Origin of the sequence: Streptomyces sp. NPDC048434 (genome assembly GCF_043200375.1) — a bacterium.
Taxonomy (GTDB): Bacteria; Actinomycetota; Actinomycetes; order Streptomycetales; family Streptomycetaceae; genus Streptomyces.
Map to the genome: position 1 here is coordinate 1 of NZ_JBICXQ010000022.1, position 15,749 is coordinate 15,749.

Below are 15,749 nucleotides of genomic sequence, written 5' to 3' on the forward strand. Positions count from 1 at the left end.
CCGCCGGTGGGCGAGTCCGGCCAGGTCAGCGCCTGCTCCGTGCACCACCAGTACTCCTCCAGGCTCTCGCCCTTCCAGGCGAAGACCGGAATGCCGCGCGGCGCCTCGGGCGTACCCTGCGCACCCACCGCGATCGCCGCGGCAGCGTGGTCCTGGGTGGAGAAAATGTTGCAGGACGCCCAGCGGACCTCGGCGCCCAGGGCGGCCAGGGTCTCGATCAGGACTGCGGTCTGCACGGTCATGTGCAGGGAACCCGTGATCCGGGCACCGGCCAACGGCCGGGCAGCGGCGTACTCCCTGCGGATCGCCATCAGACCGGGCATCTCATGCTCGGCCAGGGTGATCTCCTTGCGGCCGAAAGCGGCGAGGGACAGGTCGGCGACCTTGAAGTCCTGGCCGGTGGCTGCTGTCGTCATGCGGGCTGCTCCTCGAGCGTCGAGGTGGATGGGCTGGCAGTCTGCGGCGCGGGCCGGGGCCCCAGCGGTATGCGGGGCGAATACGAGCGTACGCGGAAGCGGACGCACCCCTCCCCCTGGCCGCAGCGCAGTCCGTCGGAGGCCCTCTCTCCCTCGGCCGGTCCGGGGTACGGACCGCCCGACCGCCATCAGCAGCGACGTCTGGCACTGGTCACGAATCTACACCGATCGGCCCGGTGAACCCCAGCCCGGAGGGGCCGGTTCGGTGCGGTACCGGCCAGGGAGGGCGCCGGGACGGGCCGTGAAGGCCGGGGTTCGGGGCGCCGGTGGCCCGCGTTCCGGCCGTGGGGGCCGCGGCCCCGGAGGGCTTGGCGCGCGCTGTGACGTCATGCAGGATGCCTGGCAGCGCGGGAACAGTTGCACGGCCGCGCGCACGTTCGTAAGGAGAGCCACGTGACCACCACTCCAGCTGATCCCCCCAAGGGCGCGGGGAGGAGCGGGCAGGGGCTGAAACTGCTCGCAGTGACCGCCTGCCCGACCGGTATCGCCCACACGTACATGGCCGCGGAGAAGCTGGCCCAGACCGCCCGGTCACTCGGGCATGAGATCAAGGTGGAGACGCAGGGGTCCATCGGGGCCGAGAACGTACTGTCTGACAACGATGTCAGAGAGGCCGATGGCGTCATCATCGCCGCGGACAAGGAAGTGGACCGCAGTCGGTTCGTCGGCAAGAGGGTCTTGGCCGTCGGGGTGGCCGAGGGCATCCGGCATCCCGAGCAGCTGATCGAGCGGGTGCAGAGCGCGCCCGTGTACGGGGGTGCGGAGGGGGACGGAGCCGGTGCGGGCACCGGCTCGGCGGCGGCTTCCGGCGGCACCGGTGGCGGCAGGGAGCGCAGCGTCGCGTACAAGGCGTTGATGAACGGCGTCAGTTACATGATCCCGTTCGTGGTGGTCGGCGGTCTGCTGATCGCGATCTCGCTGGTGATGGGAGGCCATCCGACGCCCGAGGGGCTGAAGATCGCCCCAGGCTCGTTCTGGGAGGACGTCAACAACGTCGGCACGATCGGCTTCCAGCTGATGGTGCCGATCCTCTCCGGCTATATCGCCTATGCGATCGGTGACCGGCCTGCGCTGGTCCCGGGCATGATCGGCGGCTGGATCGCCACCCACGGCGAGTTGTACGGGATGAAGGACGCCAGTGCCGGCTTCATCGGCGGCATCGTCACGGGCTTTCTGGCCGGGTACCTGGTCGTGTGGATCAAGAAGGTCAAGGTCCCCAAGTTCGTCCGGCCGATCATGCCGATCATCGTGATCCCGATCGTGGCCACGACCGCACTCGGGCTCTTCTTCGTCTATGTCCTGGGCAAGCCGATCTCGTGGGTGTTCACCCATCTCACCGGGTGGCTCAGTGGCATGACCGGGACCAGCGCGATCGCGCTGGGGGCGATACTCGGCCTGATGATCGCGTTCGACATGGGCGGGCCGGTCAACAAGACGGCGTTTCTGTTCGGTTCGGGCCTGATCGCCTCCGGAAACCAGACGGTCATGGGCATGTGCGCCGCCGCGATCCCGGTGATGCCGCTCGGGCAGGGGCTGGCCACGCTGATCCGTCGGCGCCTGTACTCCGAGCAGGAGCGGGAGACGGGGATGGCAGCCCTGTTCATGGGGCTGTTCGGGATCTCGGAGGGCGCGATCCCGTTCGCCGCGGCGCGGCCCGCGCAGGTCATTCCGGCGAACATGCTCGGCGGCGCGGTGGCCGGCGCTCTTGCGGGGATGGCCGGGGTGGCGGACGCGGTGCCGCACGGTGGGCCGATCGTGGCGGTGCTGGGTGCGGTCGACGGGGTGCCGATGTTCTTCGTCGCCGTGGTGGCCGGCGCGGTGGTCACGGCGCTGACGACGGTGATGTTGGTGGATGTGTCGGAGCGGAAGAAGGGCGGGGCCGTGAGGGTGCAGGCGGCCGGGGCCGATGTCATGGCTGCCGCCGGTGGCGCGGCCGACGCCCGGGTCACCGCCGATGCCGCCGGCACGATGGACGCCGGTGTGGCGTCGGTGGTGGCGGAGCCCGTGGGCGCGGTGGTCGGTGCGGGTGCCGGGGCTGATGCCGGGGCCGGTGACGCGTCCCGTACAGCCGCGGCGGTTGCCGTGGTCCCCGTACCGGCCACCGCCCCGGAACAGGGCTCGGACGGCGCTGTCTCCGATGCCGGTGGCAACGATGTCAGAGGGGATCGTGCCGACGGCGGCAGGGCGGACGGTGCCGACGGCGGCAGGGGCGAGAGCGACTCCGCCGTCGAGGTGCTCTCCGGCTATCTCACCGGGGAGACCGTCAAGACACAGCTCGACGCCGGCGAGAAGGAGGCCGCGATCCGGGAGATGGCCGAGCTGGCGGCCGGCACCGGCAGGGTGGCGGATGTCGACGAGCTGGTCCGGGTGGCGCTGGCGCGTGAGGCGCAGGGCACCACCGGACTCGGTGAGGAGATCGCGATCCCGCACGCCAAGACGGATGCGGTGACCGCTCCGGTCGTCGGCTTCGCGCGGTCGGCGGACGGTATCGACTGGGGCTCGCCGGACGGCACGCTCGCCAAGCTGATCTTCATGATCTCGGTGCCGGAGGCGGCGGCCGGGGACGAGCATCTGCGCATCCTGGCGCTGTTGTCGCGGAAGCTGATGGATGCGGACTTCCGGGCCCGGCTGCAGGGGGCACCGGACGAGGCGGCGATCCTGCGGGTGCTGGCGGAGATCCGGTAGCCGCCGGCCGGGGTCCGGAGGGCTGCCGGGTCTGAACTCCCGGGCGGCCTCCGGACCGGCCCGCCGGGCGGCTGGCCGACTGGCCGACTGGCCGACTGGCCGACTGGCCGACTGGCCGACTGGCCGACTGGCCGACTGGCCGACTGGCCGACTGGCCGACTGGCCGACTGCGGCAGCATGCAGCAGCACCAGGCCCCCGCACTCGGTGAGTGCGGGGGCCTGTCTGCGTCCGATGTCGCGCCCACGGCAGGTCCGTGCCCGCCCGGTGCATGGCGCGGGGCTCAGTTCCCGCGCGGCGCCTTCGAGGGATCGGCGCCCGCGGCGGCCGTGGCCTCGTCGTAGATGTCCGGCTCCAGGTAGATGACCCGGGCGATCGGCACGGCCTCGCGGATGCGGGCCTCTGCGGCGTTGATGGCGTTCGCGATCTGGGTGGCGGTGTCGTCATGCCTGACCGCGATCTTGGCGGCGACCAGCAGTTCCTCGGGGCCGAGGTGGAGCGTCCGCATGTGGATGACGCGGGTGACGACCTCGCCGTCGACGACCGCCTCGCGGATCTTGGCGATCTGCTCGGGGCCGGCCGCCTCACCCAGCAGCAGCGACTTGGTCTCGGCGGCCAGCACCAGGGCGATCACCACCAGCAGCGCGCCGATGCACATGGTCCCGATGCCGTCCCAGATGCCGTTACCGGTGGCGACGGTGAGGCCGACGCCGCCCAGCGCGAGCACCAGACCGACCAGCGCGCCGAAGTCCTCCAGCAGCACGACCGGCAGCTCGGGCGCCTTGGCGCGGCGGACGAACTGGGTCCAGGTCTGCTTGCCGCGCAGCTCGTTGGACTCATTGATCGCCGTACGGAAGGAGAAGCCCTCGGCGATGACCGCGAAGACCAGGACGCCGACCGGCCAGAACCAGTTGTCCAGTGCGTGCGGCTCGTGGATCTTCTCGTAGCCCTCGTAGAGCGCGAAGACGCCGCCGATGGTGAACAGGACGATGGAGACGAGGAAGCCGTAGATGTAGCGCTCGCGGCCGTAGCCGAACGGGTGCTCGGCGGTCGCCGCGCGCTTGGCCTTCTTGCCGCCGAGCAGCAGCAGTCCCTGGTTGCCGGAGTCCGCGATGGAGTGCACGCCTTCGGCCAGCATCGAGGACGAGCCGCTGAAGGCGAAGGCCACGAACTTCGCTGCGGCGATCGCCAGGTTGGCGCCCAGCGCCGCAACGATCGCCTTAGTCCCGCCTGATGCGCTCATAAGTGCCGCATGTCCCTTCCGTCGTCCGGCCTTTACCGCCGCTTTAATGCCGCGGCGGTCATTGTTGCAGCCCCGCAGCCGGCAGCCGCCAGGAGGCCACCTGGCGGACGCTCCCGGCGCGCGTCCGCTTGCGCCTGCCCGCAACGACCGCCGCGCGGGACAGGGAAGCCCTAGGCCACGACCGTCGCACGGAAGAGCGTGCCCTCCCCGGCGAGCGTGAGGCGCTCACCAGCCGGTACAAATGCGGACTCACCGGACGCCAGGGCCAATTCGCCGCCGTCCCCGTCACCGGCCGCGCCACCGTCCCCGCCGTCCCCGCCGTCCCGCAGCCGGACCGTCCCCGCCGTGCACAGCAGGATCTGCGGCGTACGGGAGACGAGCGGGCGCGGTGCGGCGCCGGGGGCCAGGGCGAAGCGGGAGAGCCGGAACTCGTCGATGGGGGTCTCGTAGACCTCCTCGCCGTCCACCGCCTCGGGGCGCAGCACCCCGGCGTCGCCGGCCTCGAAGCGGACCACCCGCAGCAGTTCCGGTACGTCGACGTGCTTGGGGGTCAGACCGCAGCGCAGCACGTTGTCCGAGTTGGCCATCAGCTCGACGCCGAGGCCGCTCAGGTAGGCGTGCGGAATGCCGGCGCCGAGGAACAGCGCCTCGCCGGGCTGGAGTTGGACGTGGTTGAGCAGCATGGCGGCGAGCACGCCGGGGTCGCCCGGGTAGTGGTGGGCGATGCCGGCGTATGCGGCGTAGTCCTCGGCGTGCGGGCCGCCCTCGGCCGCCAGCCGATCAGCCGCGACGGCCGCACGCTCGACGGTGCCGGCGATCGCGTGGTGCTCGGCGCCCAGTACGGCGGTGAGCACCTCGCGCAGCGCGTCCTCCTCCGGGCTGGCGCGCAGGATGTCGACGTACGGCTTGAGCTCGTCGACGCCGAGGCCCGCCAGGAGGTCGGCGGCCTGCGCCGGGTGCCGGAAGCCGCACAGGCCGTCGAAGGGGGTGAGCGCGACGATCAGCTCGGGCTTGTGGTTGGCGTCCTTGTAGTTGCGGTGGCCGGCGTCGATCGGGACGCCGCGCCGCTCCTCGTCGGCGAAACCCTCCTGGGCCTGCGCCAGATCGGGGTGGACCTGGAGGGAGAGCGGCGAGCCGGCCGCGAGCAGCTTGAGCAGGAAGGGCAACCGGGGGCCGAAGGCGCGGACGGTGTCGGCGCCCAGTTCGGTGTCGGGGGCGGCGTCGATCACCTCGGCCAGGGAGACGGGGCCCGCGCCGCGGTCGATGCGGGAGGGGGCGCCGGGGTGGGCTCCCATCCACATCTCGGCCTGCGGCTCGCCGGTCGGTGCGGTGCCGAGGAGCTCCGGGAGGGCGGTGGTGGAACCCCACGCATAGGGGCGCACGGTGTTGGCGAGGCGGTCCATGGGGCTACTGCTTCCTGAGGGGCGTACGTGGCTGCGCAGTCATGCGGTCGGCCTGCGGGTGCGTGGCTGCGCAGTCATGCGGCCGGCCTGCGGGTGCGGGCCGGCCGTCAATGATCACTCGGTGCCGGCAAGCGCCAGGTAAACGGCGCCGAAATCCACGATGGCGAGTAGCTCCGCGGCCTTCTCCAGATCACTGCCGGTGTCCGGTTCCAGTTCGCTGACGGCGATGTCGCGCTCCTCGGCGAGCGCCTGGGCGGCGCGGGTGGCGGACAGCGGGCCGGGCTCCTCCTCGCGCAGCAGCACGACCCTCGCGTGCATCGCGGCGGGCTGATCGACCCGGTCACGGAAGAAGTCGTCCGGGTTGGCGCCGGCGGCCAGCGCACCGGCCAGCAGGGTGCGGTGGGTGGTGAGCGCTTCGGGCAGCTCGGCGGCGAGCGCGGGGCGGCCGGCGAGCCCGGCCAGCTCGGTGGCGAAGTGCCGGCCGATGGCACCGGCGATGGTGCCTTCCGTCCAGATCAGCGGGAAGGCGTCGGCGAGGTCGGCGGCCAGTGTCTTGCCGGGGTTGGTGTACGTCGGGATGGCCGGGCCGCAGCGTTCGGCGAGCTGGTCGAGGCGGTCGGCGAGCTTGCCCAGGGCCTCCGGCGGGGCGCTGAGCAGGCCGATCCGGTCGGCGAGCGCGAGCAGCGGGATGAGCACCGACCAGAGGGTGCCGGGGGCGGCCGGCGGGGCGCCCTCGACGTCGAACTCGGCGTCGTAGGGGGTGGTGGCCATCGGGACGGCCAGGCCGCGGGCCTGGGCGACGGCATCGGCGAGCGGACCGCCGGCCGGGGTGACGGCGACGACGGCGCAGCCGCGGCGGTTGGCCTGCTCGACCAGCTCGGCGAGACCGGGGTCGGCGGCGTCCGGGCCGGGGAGCAGCAGCAGGTCCAGGGGCCCGGCCCAGCCGGGCAGTGTCCAGCGCAGCGCGCCGGGCAGCGGGGCGACCCCCGTGGGCGGGATGAGGGTGACCGGGCAGCTGCCGCCGCCGAGCGCCCTGAGGAGGTCAGCGACACCGGCTGCGGCGGGGCCGGGCCCGGCGACGAGCACGGCGCGCGGCCGCCCGTCGGGTGTCAGTTCGGGGATGCCGGATTCGGCGGCGCTGCGGGCGGCGGTACGGACCCGGGCGCCGGATTCGGCGACGCCGCGCAGCAGACCGAAGCGGTCGGCGCCCGCCAGTGCGTCAGGGGTGTCGAGGAGTGACTCGTCGAGCATGGTGGGCGCGGCCTCCGATCGCCGGTACGGGCGGGGTACGGGCGGTGCCGGGACGGGCCCGGCGGCGCCCGGTCAGGCGGGGCGGCGGGCCTCGTCGACGAGGAGTACGGGGATGCCGTCCCGGACGGGATAGGCGAGGCCGCAGTCGCCGGAGGTGCACAGCAGCTCGGCAGGGTCGTCGCCCGTCCGGTCGTCGAGCGGGGCATGGCACGCCGGGCAGGCGAGGATCTGGATCAAGCTGGCGTCGACCGGCATGGAGGGTGCTCCTTCGGGGCGGTTGCGGCCTGGCCAGCGTACCGCCGGGCGGGGGGCGGAGGCGTGCTCGGAGGGGTTTTGGGGTGGCGGGCGGCGAGGATTCCGTCGTCGCCCGCCATCCACGGGCCGGCTTCCGGTGCACGGGCGGCCCCGGGGTGCCGGGGCTCAGGCCCGGATGATCGCCAGTGCCTCGTCGCGGACCCGGTCGGCGGTCCCGGTGTCGCGGGCCTCGACGTTCAGCCGGAGCAGCGGCTCGGTGTTGGAGGCGCGCACGTTGAACCACCAGTCGCCGGCGGTGACGGTCAGTCCGTCCAGCTCGTCGATGGTGACGCCCTGGCGCCCCTCGTAGGCCGCCTTGATCGCGGCGAGCCGGCCGGTCTGGTCGTCGACGGTGCTGTTGATCTCGCCGGAGGCCGCGTACCGGTCGTACTGCGCGACCAGCTGCGACAGCGGGCCCTGCTGGCCGCCGAGGGCCGCCAGGACGTGCATCGCGGCGAGCATGCCGGTGTCGGCGTTCCAGAAGTCGCGGAAGTAGTAGTGCGCGGAGTGCTCACCGCCGAAGATCGCGCCGGACTTGGCCATCTCCTCCTTGATGAAGGAGTGCCCGACGCGGGTGCGGACCGGCTCGCCGCCGTTCTCCTTGACGACCTCCGGCACCGACCAGGAGGTGATCAGGTTGTGGATGACCGTACCGCCGGGGTGCTTGGCCAGTTCGCGGGCGGCGACCAGGGCGGTGATCGCGGACGGGGAGACCGGGTCGCCGTTCTCGTCGACGACGAAGCAGCGGTCGGCGTCGCCGTCGAAAGCCAGGCCCAGGTCGGCGCCGGTCTCGCGCACCCGCGCCTGGAGGTCGACGATGTTCTTCGGATCCAGCGGATTGGCCTCGTGGTTGGGGAACGAGCCGTCCAACTCGAAGTACATCGCGTCCAGTTCGAGCGGCAGACCCTCGAAGACGGTCGGCACGGTGTGCCCGCCCATGCCGTTGCCCGCGTCCACCACGACCTTCAGCGGGCGGATGCCGCTCAGGTCCACCAGGCCGCGCAGGTGGGCGGCGTAGTCACTGAGGACGTCGCGCTGCGAGATGCCGCCCGGTTCGGCGACCGGCTCCGGGGCGCCCTCGTCCGACCACCGCTCGACCAGCGCGCGGATATCGGCGAGACCGGTGTCCTGGCCGACCGGCGCCGCGCCCGCCCGGCACATCTTGATGCCGTTGTACTGGGCGGGGTTGTGCGAGGCGGTGAACATCGCGCCGGGCAGGCCGAGTGCGCCGCTGGCGAAGTACAGCTCGTCGGTCGAGCAGAGACCGATCTCCGTGACGTCCGCGCCGCGGGCCGCGGCGCCGCGGGCGAAGGCGCCGGACAGGCCGGGCGAGGAGGGCCGCATGTCGTGCCCGGTCACGATCGCGTCCGCGCCGGTGATCTCGGCGAAGGCCGCCCCGAACAGCTCGGCCAACGTCTCGTCCCACTGGGTGGGGACGACGCCGCGTACGTCATACGCCTTCACGATCTGCGACAGATCAGTCACAGCCAGCCCTCCTGGAGAGTCTCTACGGACTCCCAACCTACCGGGCGGCTCTGTAGGTGGGCCGTGCATCCCTGCCATTGCCGGGTGCGGCGCGGCTGTTGATCCATTTCGTCGCGCGCAGGCCGCGGCGCCGTCCCCGGCGGGCCGGCGGTCAGGGGCCCAAACCCCGCCCCCGCTCAGGAATCCGGCGAGCGCAGTACTCGTAGATGGCCTCGGCGGGCGACTTCCATGGGGTGGGTGTCGCGGTCGCCGGGGCGGGAGGAGCCGACGGCGCCGGCGGCGCGTTCCTGGGGACGGGCCGCCTCGCGCACGGCGTTCGCCAGGGCTTCGAGATCGTCGCCGCTGGGGCGGGGCGGGCCCGAGTCGAGGGCGAGGCGGACAACTTCCCAGCCGCGGGGCGCGGTCAGCCGCTCGGAGTGCTCGGCGCACAGGTCGTAGCAGTGCGGTTCGGCGTAGGTGGCGAGCGGTCCGAGCACGGCGGTCGAATCCGCATAGACGTACGTCAGCGTTGCGACGGCGGGGCGGCCGCACGCAGTGCGCGAACAGCGACGTACAGGGCTCACGACGTTGGACGGTACCGCACTCTTGAGCGGGCCGCGACGACTCTCCCCCGGCTCACCCAACCGTGTCGTCCCGCTTCGTCCGATGCGTCTGACCTGCACCCGCTCGACCTGACCTGGGCCGGGCGCGCTGGGGCGGACCGCGCGGGGCAAGGAATCCTGTCCCGACTCGATGCATTTCCGGCCATTCCGGGGTCGATCTGCGCTCTCATGCGGGGAGGCAAACGAACTCAACGCGGACAGGTCCGGTCAGCCGACGACATGCCGCGTCTTGTCGCGCTCCCCGGTGCCGGGCGGCGCTCGACGGCTACGCTCGATGCTGATGGACAGTCCTGTACCTCCCCGACCGGCACAGCCGCGGCTCCGCCGCCGCGACCGCCACGGCCGCGGCATGCGCGGCCCGATCGCGCCGCCCCAGGTGCCGCTGTCGGTGGCCCGCGCCGACGCGTTCGTGGATCTTGTCTATGACTCCCGGGACCGGCTGGAGCGGCGCTGGACGCAGCTCTCCCAGGTCGATTTTCTGGTCCTGGAGGTGCCGGGTTTTGGCCCCGACGACGGGCCGGATGCGGCGGCCGACGAGGAGACCGTGCCGCTGGGCAGGGTGGTTCCGGCCGCGGGCGGATATCGCGACCGGATCGTGATCTACCGCAGGCCGGTGGAGATCCGTACGAAGAGCCGTGACGAGCGGGCGCTGCTGGTCCATGAAGTGGTGGTAGAGCAGGTCGCCGAACTGCTGGGGCTGGCCCCGGAGTCGGTGGACCCGCGCTACGGCCAGGAGTGAGGCCGCCGCGCGGGTCCGTGGGAGCGTCCGCGGTCAGTTCGTGAGGACCGACAGGTCCTGGCCCGCGGTCGGGACGAGGACCGAGCCCCGGTCGTCGGGCAGCGGCTGGACGGTGAAGGCGGGCACCCCGCCCTGGGGCCGGGAGAGCATCCGGGCGGCGTAGACGGGGCCGCTGCCGGACTCCGGCTCCACCGTCAGGGCGTAGCTCCCCTTCAGGCCCGTCGGGCGCGGCGGGGCGACGTCGAGGCTGGTGCCGCCCTTGACCGTGTACGTCTTGGTGACCGGGGTCCCGCCGCCGCTGCCGGCCGACGCGGTGACCTTCACCTTGGCGTCCTTGCCCTTCTCGGGCGCGACCAGCGAGAGGGTGCTGTCCTTGCCGCGGTTGTCGACGGCGGAGGCGCGCTTCTCGACCGGCCGGGTCGCGGGGATGAACGCCATCTCCTGGTTGCCGCCCTTGCCGCGGGTCACCCGCAGCGCGGCCGCGACCGGGACCTTGGAGCCGCTGTCGGAGGGCGTGAGCACCAGCGAACCGGCCTCGCCCTTGGTCAGGTTCTTGAGGTCCACCGCCGTGGTCATCCCGCTCTTGAGGTGCAGGGTCTCCAGACCCGCGGGCGTGATCAGCCCGGTCGGGGTGGCCAGTTGCACCTTCAGGTCGGCGTCGGACTCACCGGGGGCGAGGGCGACCAGCCGGACGGAGGTGGCGTCCTTCGGGATACCGGGCAGCACCACGCGCGGCGACGGGTCGGCGGCGGCCGGCAGCCAGTCGCTGCCGAGCTTGCTGTCGCTTGCCTGGACGGCGGCGCCGACCCGGCCCTCACGGGCGACGACGTGCAAGGACGCGTTGGTGGTGGGGGAGTTGGCCAGGGTGGAGAGCAGTACGGGGACCGTGGTGTGCGGCGGGACGGAGATGTCCTCGCCGGCCGAGCCCCCCAACGCCCCGTCCTTGCCGCGCAGTTCGAGGTCGACGACGGCCGGGGTCGAGTCGGGGTTGGTGAGGTGGACATAGTCCTGGCGGTCGTTGGCGGTGCTGACGCCGGGGAACCAGAACGTGGTGTCGGGGGTGGTGCAGCCCAGGCCGAGAAGGCCGCGGCCGGCACCGGCGGCGACCGAGGTGGTCTGCTGGACGGTCCAGCCGGGGGCGAGGGTGCCGTCCGCCGTTCCCACCAGGGCGGGGGCGTCGGGGCTGTCGGTGGTCGTGGAAACCGGCAGGCCGGCCCGCTTGAGGGGCACGACGGGCTTGGTGTCGCGCGGGGCGACGGTCGTCTGCCCGGCGGCGGAGTCCGCACCGCTGCCCTTGCCGCCCTTGCCGCCCTTGGAGTTCTTCCTGCCCTTGCCGTCGCCCGCGCCGCCGGCGTCCTTGACGGTCCCGGCGGGCAGCAGCTGCGCGGTGCCCTTCTTGCCGTCCGCGCCGGCGGCGGCTCCCGCGGGGGCGAAGGCGGTGTAGGCGGTCTCCCCGACCTCGGAGGAGGTCGGGGCCGGGCAGAGCAGCGCGGAGCGCTGTACGGGCAGCCGGGCGCCGCCGCGGGGCGCGTCCGGGTCGCCGCCGTCCGGGCCGGCCACGGCGGCGACGCCGGAGACGGCGGCCAGCGCCACGGCCACGCCGATCAGGGACATCATGGTGCGCTTCACTGCTGGTCGCTCCCGTCACGGCGCGGCTCGGGATAGGAGCCGGAGTACCCCGGGTACTCGGTGCCGTCGTCGTAGGGCTGCTGGTGCTGCGGCCCGCCGTCGCCGTACTGCTGCTGCCCGTACCCGTACGGGTCGTAGGCACCCGCCTGGTAGGGGTCAGCGGCATACGGGTCGGCGGCCTGGTAGGGGTCGGCCGGCGGGTAGGGCTGCTGACCGTACTGCCCGGCCTGGTACGGGTCGGCGGGCACGTAGGGCTGCTGCTCGCCGGGGTGGCCCGGCACAACGGGTCCGCCCTGCTGGGCGGCCTGCCAGGCGTCGTACGACTGCTGCTGCGGCACCGCCCCGTACGGGTCGGCATACGGGTCGGCGTCCCCCACGGGCGGAACGGCCTGGGGCGTGCCCTCCGGGGCCGCGCCCTGGGCAGGGACCGCCGCGGCCATCGCGTCGGCCGCCGGGTCGAACGGCTGCTCTCCGGGCCCGGCCCCGGGGACGCCGGCACCGGCCGCCTCGGGAGCACCGGCGGCCTCGGCCTGGGCCCGCAGGCGCCGGGCACGACGGCCGTCGCCGGCCTGGGCCGCGGCCTGGGCGGCGGCCGCGTCCTCGGGCAGGTCGTCGTCGATCTCCCGGCGGCGGCCCGGCAGCGCCAGGACCACCAGGACGACGGCGAGCAGGCCCTGCGCCCACACCCAGAGGGTGTGGCCGATCGGGTTCTCGTGAGTGAGGTCGAGGGTGCCGCCGCCCGCCGGGAGGGTGAAGCCCTGGGCCCAGCCGTCGACGGTCAGCGGCTTGAGCGGGGTGCCGTTGAGCGTGGCCTGCCAGCCCTCGTCCGCGGTGTCCGCGAGACGCAGCACCCGGCCGTCGGTACCGCCGGGCACCTTGGTGTGCGCCTCGACGGGGCCGGACGGTACGGCGATGGGCGCGGCGGCCTCACCGGCGCTGGTGCCGTCCTTGGCCTCGCCCGCGACGATCGAGAGCCGCGAGACCCGCCGGTCGACGCGCCACAGGGCGCTGCCGTCGTCCTGGCTGAGCCGGGTCAGACCCGGGGTCGAGTCCAGTACGCGGCCCATTTCGCGCGGCGCCCCGTCTCTGACCAGGACGTAGCGGACCGCGTAGCCGCCGAGCTGGTTGGTCTGGTCGGCGCCGGAGCCGGCCACGAGGTTGGCGACGATGCCGCCGAGCCGCTTGTCCTCGCCCGCTTCGGCGGCCAGATCGGCGTCACCGAGCCGGGCGCCGGAGCCGCGGACGAGGGAGTAGTCGACATGGCCCGGCTTGCCGTCGAGGACCAGCGTGCGGGCCCGGTCGGCGGTGCCGGACTCCTCGGCGACGAAGGCCGGGACCTGCTCCGGGGTGCGGCGCTCCAGCGGACCGGCCGCGCCGGTGATCATCCAGCTGGCCGCGGCGTAGAGCGGGGCGAGCCCGGACGCCAGCGCGATCAGCACGGCGACCGGCTGCTTCCAGCCGAAGCCGAGGCTGGCCATCCGGGTGCGGATGCCCTCGGCGCCGATCACGGCGGCGCACAGCAGCGCCAGGCCGTAGACGAGCATCGCGGGCCCGGTCCAGCCGGAGCCGTTGCCCAGCGCCGCGAGCAGCAGACCGGTCAGGGCCACCGCCCAGGCGGTACGGATCGCGCGCTGCCGCCCGTCGCGCAGCGTCGCGGCGAGCGCGGCCAGCACGATGCCGAACAGCAGCACCCCGCCGATGGCCTTGGGGCCGCCGGGGCTGAGCCCGATGAGGTCGAGCACGGAGGCGGAGCCGGCGCCGTAGTCGAGCCCGGCTTCCTGGAAGAAGCGGGACGGCCGGGTCAGCAGCGACAGCGACCAGGGGGCGAGCACGACGAGCGGCGCGAGGACCACGACCAGGAAGCGCAGCCCGTAAGCGACCAGCTGGCCTCGGCTGCCGTCGACGAAGCGCAGCACCAGCAGGCCGATACCGAGCAGCACCGCGATCGGCCAGACGACCGGGGTGAAGGCCATGGTGAAGGTGACCAGCAGCGCATACGCCCAGGTGGCGCGCCAGCTGGGCCGGATTCCGGCCGGCAGCCGCAGCCCGCTCGCCGCGACGGCGGCGCGCGCCATCAGCGGCAGCAGGATGGCGAGGGCCGCGGTGCCCAGCCGGCCGCCGGCCAGCGCACCGGCGGCCGCGGGCAGGAAGGCGTACGCGATGCTCGCCCAGGCCCGCAGCAGCCGGGAGGCGACCAGCGGGCGGGAGGCGAAGTAGGCGGTGAGGCCGGCCAGCGGGACGGAGCAGACCAGCAGCAGGGTGACGGCGAAGCCGGTGGAGCCGAAGAAGATGCTCGACACCAGGGCGACGACCGCCAGGTAGGGCGGCGCGGAGGCGCTGCCGCCGACCCCGACCGCATGCCAGCTGTCGAGATACGCCGACCACAGGTCGGACACGCTGCCCGGCGTGGGCAGCATCGCACCGCCGGTGAGCGCGCCGGAGCCGAGCAGCCCGCGGCAGGCGATCAACGAGACCAGCAGCAGGACGAAGAACAGCAGCGGTGCGGGCTTGCGGGCGATCCGCTTGAGCCGGGCGAACTGCTCGATCTCCAGGAATTCGGCGTCGTCGCCGCCGGGCCCGGACTCGACCGCGCCGTGCCGGCCGGCCGAGGCCACATCCGGTGCGGCGCGCCCGGCGAGGTTGCCGGCGACCTGTTCGACGGTGGCCCGCACGGTCGCGCCGGGCGGCGGGAAGAGCGGCCGCAGTTCGCTCGTATCGACCGCGGGGCGGCCTCTCTTCTTCCGTGCGGCGAGGATCTTGCCGGGCCGCAGCAGGGTGCCGAAGAGTCCGGCGAGTTCGTCGAGCGCCTGGCCCGGGACCTTGCCGACGAGGTAGGCGATGACCCGCAGGAAGGTGCCGAGCAGCAGCCGCAGCAGGACGTACGGGAGGATCGCGCCACGGGTGTTGGTGAGCAGCGTGTAGACGGCGCCGGCCTTGTCGACCCGGTGCGGGTTGGCGACCGAGCGGCCGACGCAGTCGATGGGACGGCGCTCGCGGGCGGCGGCCTCGGCATGGCGCAGGATCGCGTCCGGTGCGACCAGGACCTGATGGCCGGCGGCCTGGGCGCGCCAGCACAGATCGACGTCGTCGCGCATCAGGGGCAGCCGGCGGTCGAAGCCGCCCAACTCCTCGTAGACGTCACGGCGGATGAGCATGCCGGCGGTGGAGACGGACAGCACGGGGCGTACCTGGTCGTGCTGGCCCTGGTCCTGTTCGCGGCGGTCCAGGCCGGTCCAACGGCGACCGCTGCGGGCGATGCTGACACCGGCTTCGAGCAGCTGCCGGCGGTCGTACCAGCTGCGCAGCTTGGGGCCGACGATCACGGTGGAGGGGCTGGCGTCGGCGACCCGCAGCAGCTCGGCGAGCGCATCCGGCTCGGGCGCGCAGTCGTCGTGCAGCAGCCACAGCCACTGGACCGGTTCGCCGTGCGGCAGCTCCGGCATCTCGTACGCCTCGTCGCGCCAGGTGCGGCTGACCGGGTCCCAGCCGCTGGGGCGGCGCAGGTACGGCAGGTCGTCTGGGGTGAGTTCGGGGGCCGTACGGACGGCTTCGTCGACGGCGGTGCCGAATCCGGAGCGGCGGGCGAGGTGCAGCACCCGCTGGTCCCCGATGGCCTCGGCGAGCAGCTGGGCGGAGTGGTCCGCGCTGCCGGTGTCGGCGCCGATGGCGTTCTGCACCGGGCGCTCCTGGCCGAGCAGGCCGGTGAGCGCTTCGGGCAGCCAGCGGGCACCGTCATGGGAGACGATCACGGCGGTGACCACGTGCCGCGGGAACTCTGGGGTGGCGGCTGCATATGAGGCGGCCTGGGCCGCCGACTGGCTGTGCACGGACATCGAGGTACGGGCCCTCCGGACCCGGGAGTTCGGGACCCGCGGCGAAGTCGCGCTGGGCCCCCGCCCCCCGGAAGACACTGCGACGGACTACGAGGCGACGCGCGCGCCCTG

The 15,749-nt window shown here is 73.5% G+C and carries 11 protein-coding genes; 2 read left to right on the forward strand and 9 right to left on the reverse strand.

Features of this window, described 5'->3' with window-relative positions; genetic code table 11:
- A partial coding sequence (locus tag ACGFWI_RS24745) for an adenosylhomocysteinase (RefSeq protein ID WP_393908198.1) occupies positions 1 to 416 on the reverse strand: 416 nt, incomplete at its 3' end.
- A gap of 453 nt (positions 417 to 869) precedes the next feature.
- On the opposite strand from ACGFWI_RS24745, the gene ACGFWI_RS24750 reads away from it, so the two are divergent.
- On the forward strand, positions 870 to 3,161 hold the full coding sequence (locus tag ACGFWI_RS24750) for a fructose-specific PTS transporter subunit EIIC (RefSeq protein WP_393908199.1): 2,292 nt from the start codon (positions 870 to 872) through the stop codon (positions 3,159 to 3,161).
- A 281-nt stretch (positions 3,162 to 3,442) separates the two neighbouring features.
- Here ACGFWI_RS24750 and ACGFWI_RS24755 read toward each other — a convergent pair whose 3' ends face one another.
- The 6 genes from ACGFWI_RS24755 to ACGFWI_RS24780 all read right to left on the reverse strand — a co-directional run bounded on the left by ACGFWI_RS24755 (position 3,443) and on the right by ACGFWI_RS24780 (position 9,458).
- A complete protein-coding gene (locus tag ACGFWI_RS24755) occupies positions 3,443 to 4,402 on the reverse strand; it encodes a cation diffusion facilitator family transporter (protein WP_393908200.1) in 960 nt (319 codons plus the stop codon).
- 170 nt (positions 4,403 to 4,572) lie between these two features.
- Complete coding sequence (manA, locus tag ACGFWI_RS24760; RefSeq protein ID WP_393908201.1) at positions 4,573 to 5,805, reverse strand: mannose-6-phosphate isomerase, class I; 1,233 nt, start codon at positions 5,803 to 5,805, stop codon at positions 4,573 to 4,575.
- A 114-nt stretch (positions 5,806 to 5,919) separates the two neighbouring features.
- Positions 5,920 to 7,056, reverse strand: a complete 1,137-nt coding sequence (locus ACGFWI_RS24765; RefSeq protein ID WP_393908202.1) for an SIS domain-containing protein — start codon at positions 7,054 to 7,056, stop codon at positions 5,920 to 5,922.
- 72 nt (positions 7,057 to 7,128) lie between these two features.
- A complete protein-coding gene (locus ACGFWI_RS24770) occupies positions 7,129 to 7,311 on the reverse strand; it encodes a Trm112 family protein (protein ID WP_393908203.1) in 183 nt (60 codons plus the stop codon).
- Positions 7,312 to 7,476: 165 nt separating this feature from the next.
- Positions 7,477 to 8,835: a phosphomannomutase/phosphoglucomutase gene (locus ACGFWI_RS24775; protein ID WP_393908204.1), complete on the reverse strand. Its 1,359-nt coding sequence runs from the start codon at positions 8,833 to 8,835 to the stop codon at positions 7,477 to 7,479.
- Positions 8,836 to 9,011: 176 nt separating this feature from the next.
- Positions 9,012 to 9,458: a DUF3499 domain-containing protein gene (locus ACGFWI_RS24780; RefSeq protein ID WP_393908205.1), complete on the reverse strand. Its 447-nt coding sequence runs from the start codon at positions 9,456 to 9,458 to the stop codon at positions 9,012 to 9,014.
- A 259-nt stretch (positions 9,459 to 9,717) separates the two neighbouring features.
- On the opposite strand from ACGFWI_RS24780, the gene ACGFWI_RS24785 reads away from it, so the two are divergent.
- On the forward strand, positions 9,718 to 10,176 hold the full coding sequence (locus tag ACGFWI_RS24785) for a metallopeptidase family protein (protein WP_393908206.1): 459 nt from the start codon (positions 9,718 to 9,720) through the stop codon (positions 10,174 to 10,176).
- Positions 10,177 to 10,209: 33 nt separating this feature from the next.
- On the opposite strand, the gene ACGFWI_RS24790 is transcribed toward ACGFWI_RS24785, so the two are convergent.
- Together ACGFWI_RS24790 and ACGFWI_RS24795 are read right to left on the reverse strand one after the other, a co-directional pair.
- Positions 10,210 to 11,805 (reverse strand): DUF5719 family protein, encoded by a 1,596-nt coding sequence (locus tag ACGFWI_RS24790; RefSeq protein WP_393908207.1) that lies wholly within the window; start codon positions 11,803 to 11,805, stop codon positions 10,210 to 10,212.
- Positions 11,802 to 15,638, reverse strand: coding sequence for a glycosyltransferase (locus tag ACGFWI_RS24795; RefSeq protein ID WP_393908208.1), 3,837 nt, complete (start codon positions 15,636 to 15,638; stop codon positions 11,802 to 11,804). The genes ACGFWI_RS24790 and ACGFWI_RS24795 overlap by 4 nt, the downstream gene beginning before the upstream one ends.
- Positions 15,639 to 15,749: the final 111 nt, after the last annotated feature.

Bases quoted from the DNA above. Each gene is read 5' to 3' on its own strand.
- ACGFWI_RS24755 (WP_393908200.1), bottom strand. From the start codon at position 4,402: ATGAGCGCATCAGGCGGGACTAAGGCGATCGTTGCGGCGCTGGGCGCC.
- ACGFWI_RS24765 (WP_393908202.1), bottom strand. From the start codon at position 7,056: ATGCTCGACGAGTCACTCCTCGACACCCCTGACGCACTGGCGGGCGCC.
- manA (WP_393908201.1), bottom strand. From the start codon at position 5,805: ATGGACCGCCTCGCCAACACCGTGCGCCCCTATGCGTGGGGTTCCACC.
- ACGFWI_RS24785 (WP_393908206.1), top strand. From the start codon at position 9,718: ATGGACAGTCCTGTACCTCCCCGACCGGCACAGCCGCGGCTCCGCCGC.
- ACGFWI_RS24795 (WP_393908208.1), bottom strand. From the start codon at position 15,638: ATGTCCGTGCACAGCCAGTCGGCGGCCCAGGCCGCCTCATATGCAGCC.
- ACGFWI_RS24770 (WP_393908203.1), bottom strand. From the start codon at position 7,311: ATGCCGGTCGACGCCAGCTTGATCCAGATCCTCGCCTGCCCGGCGTGC.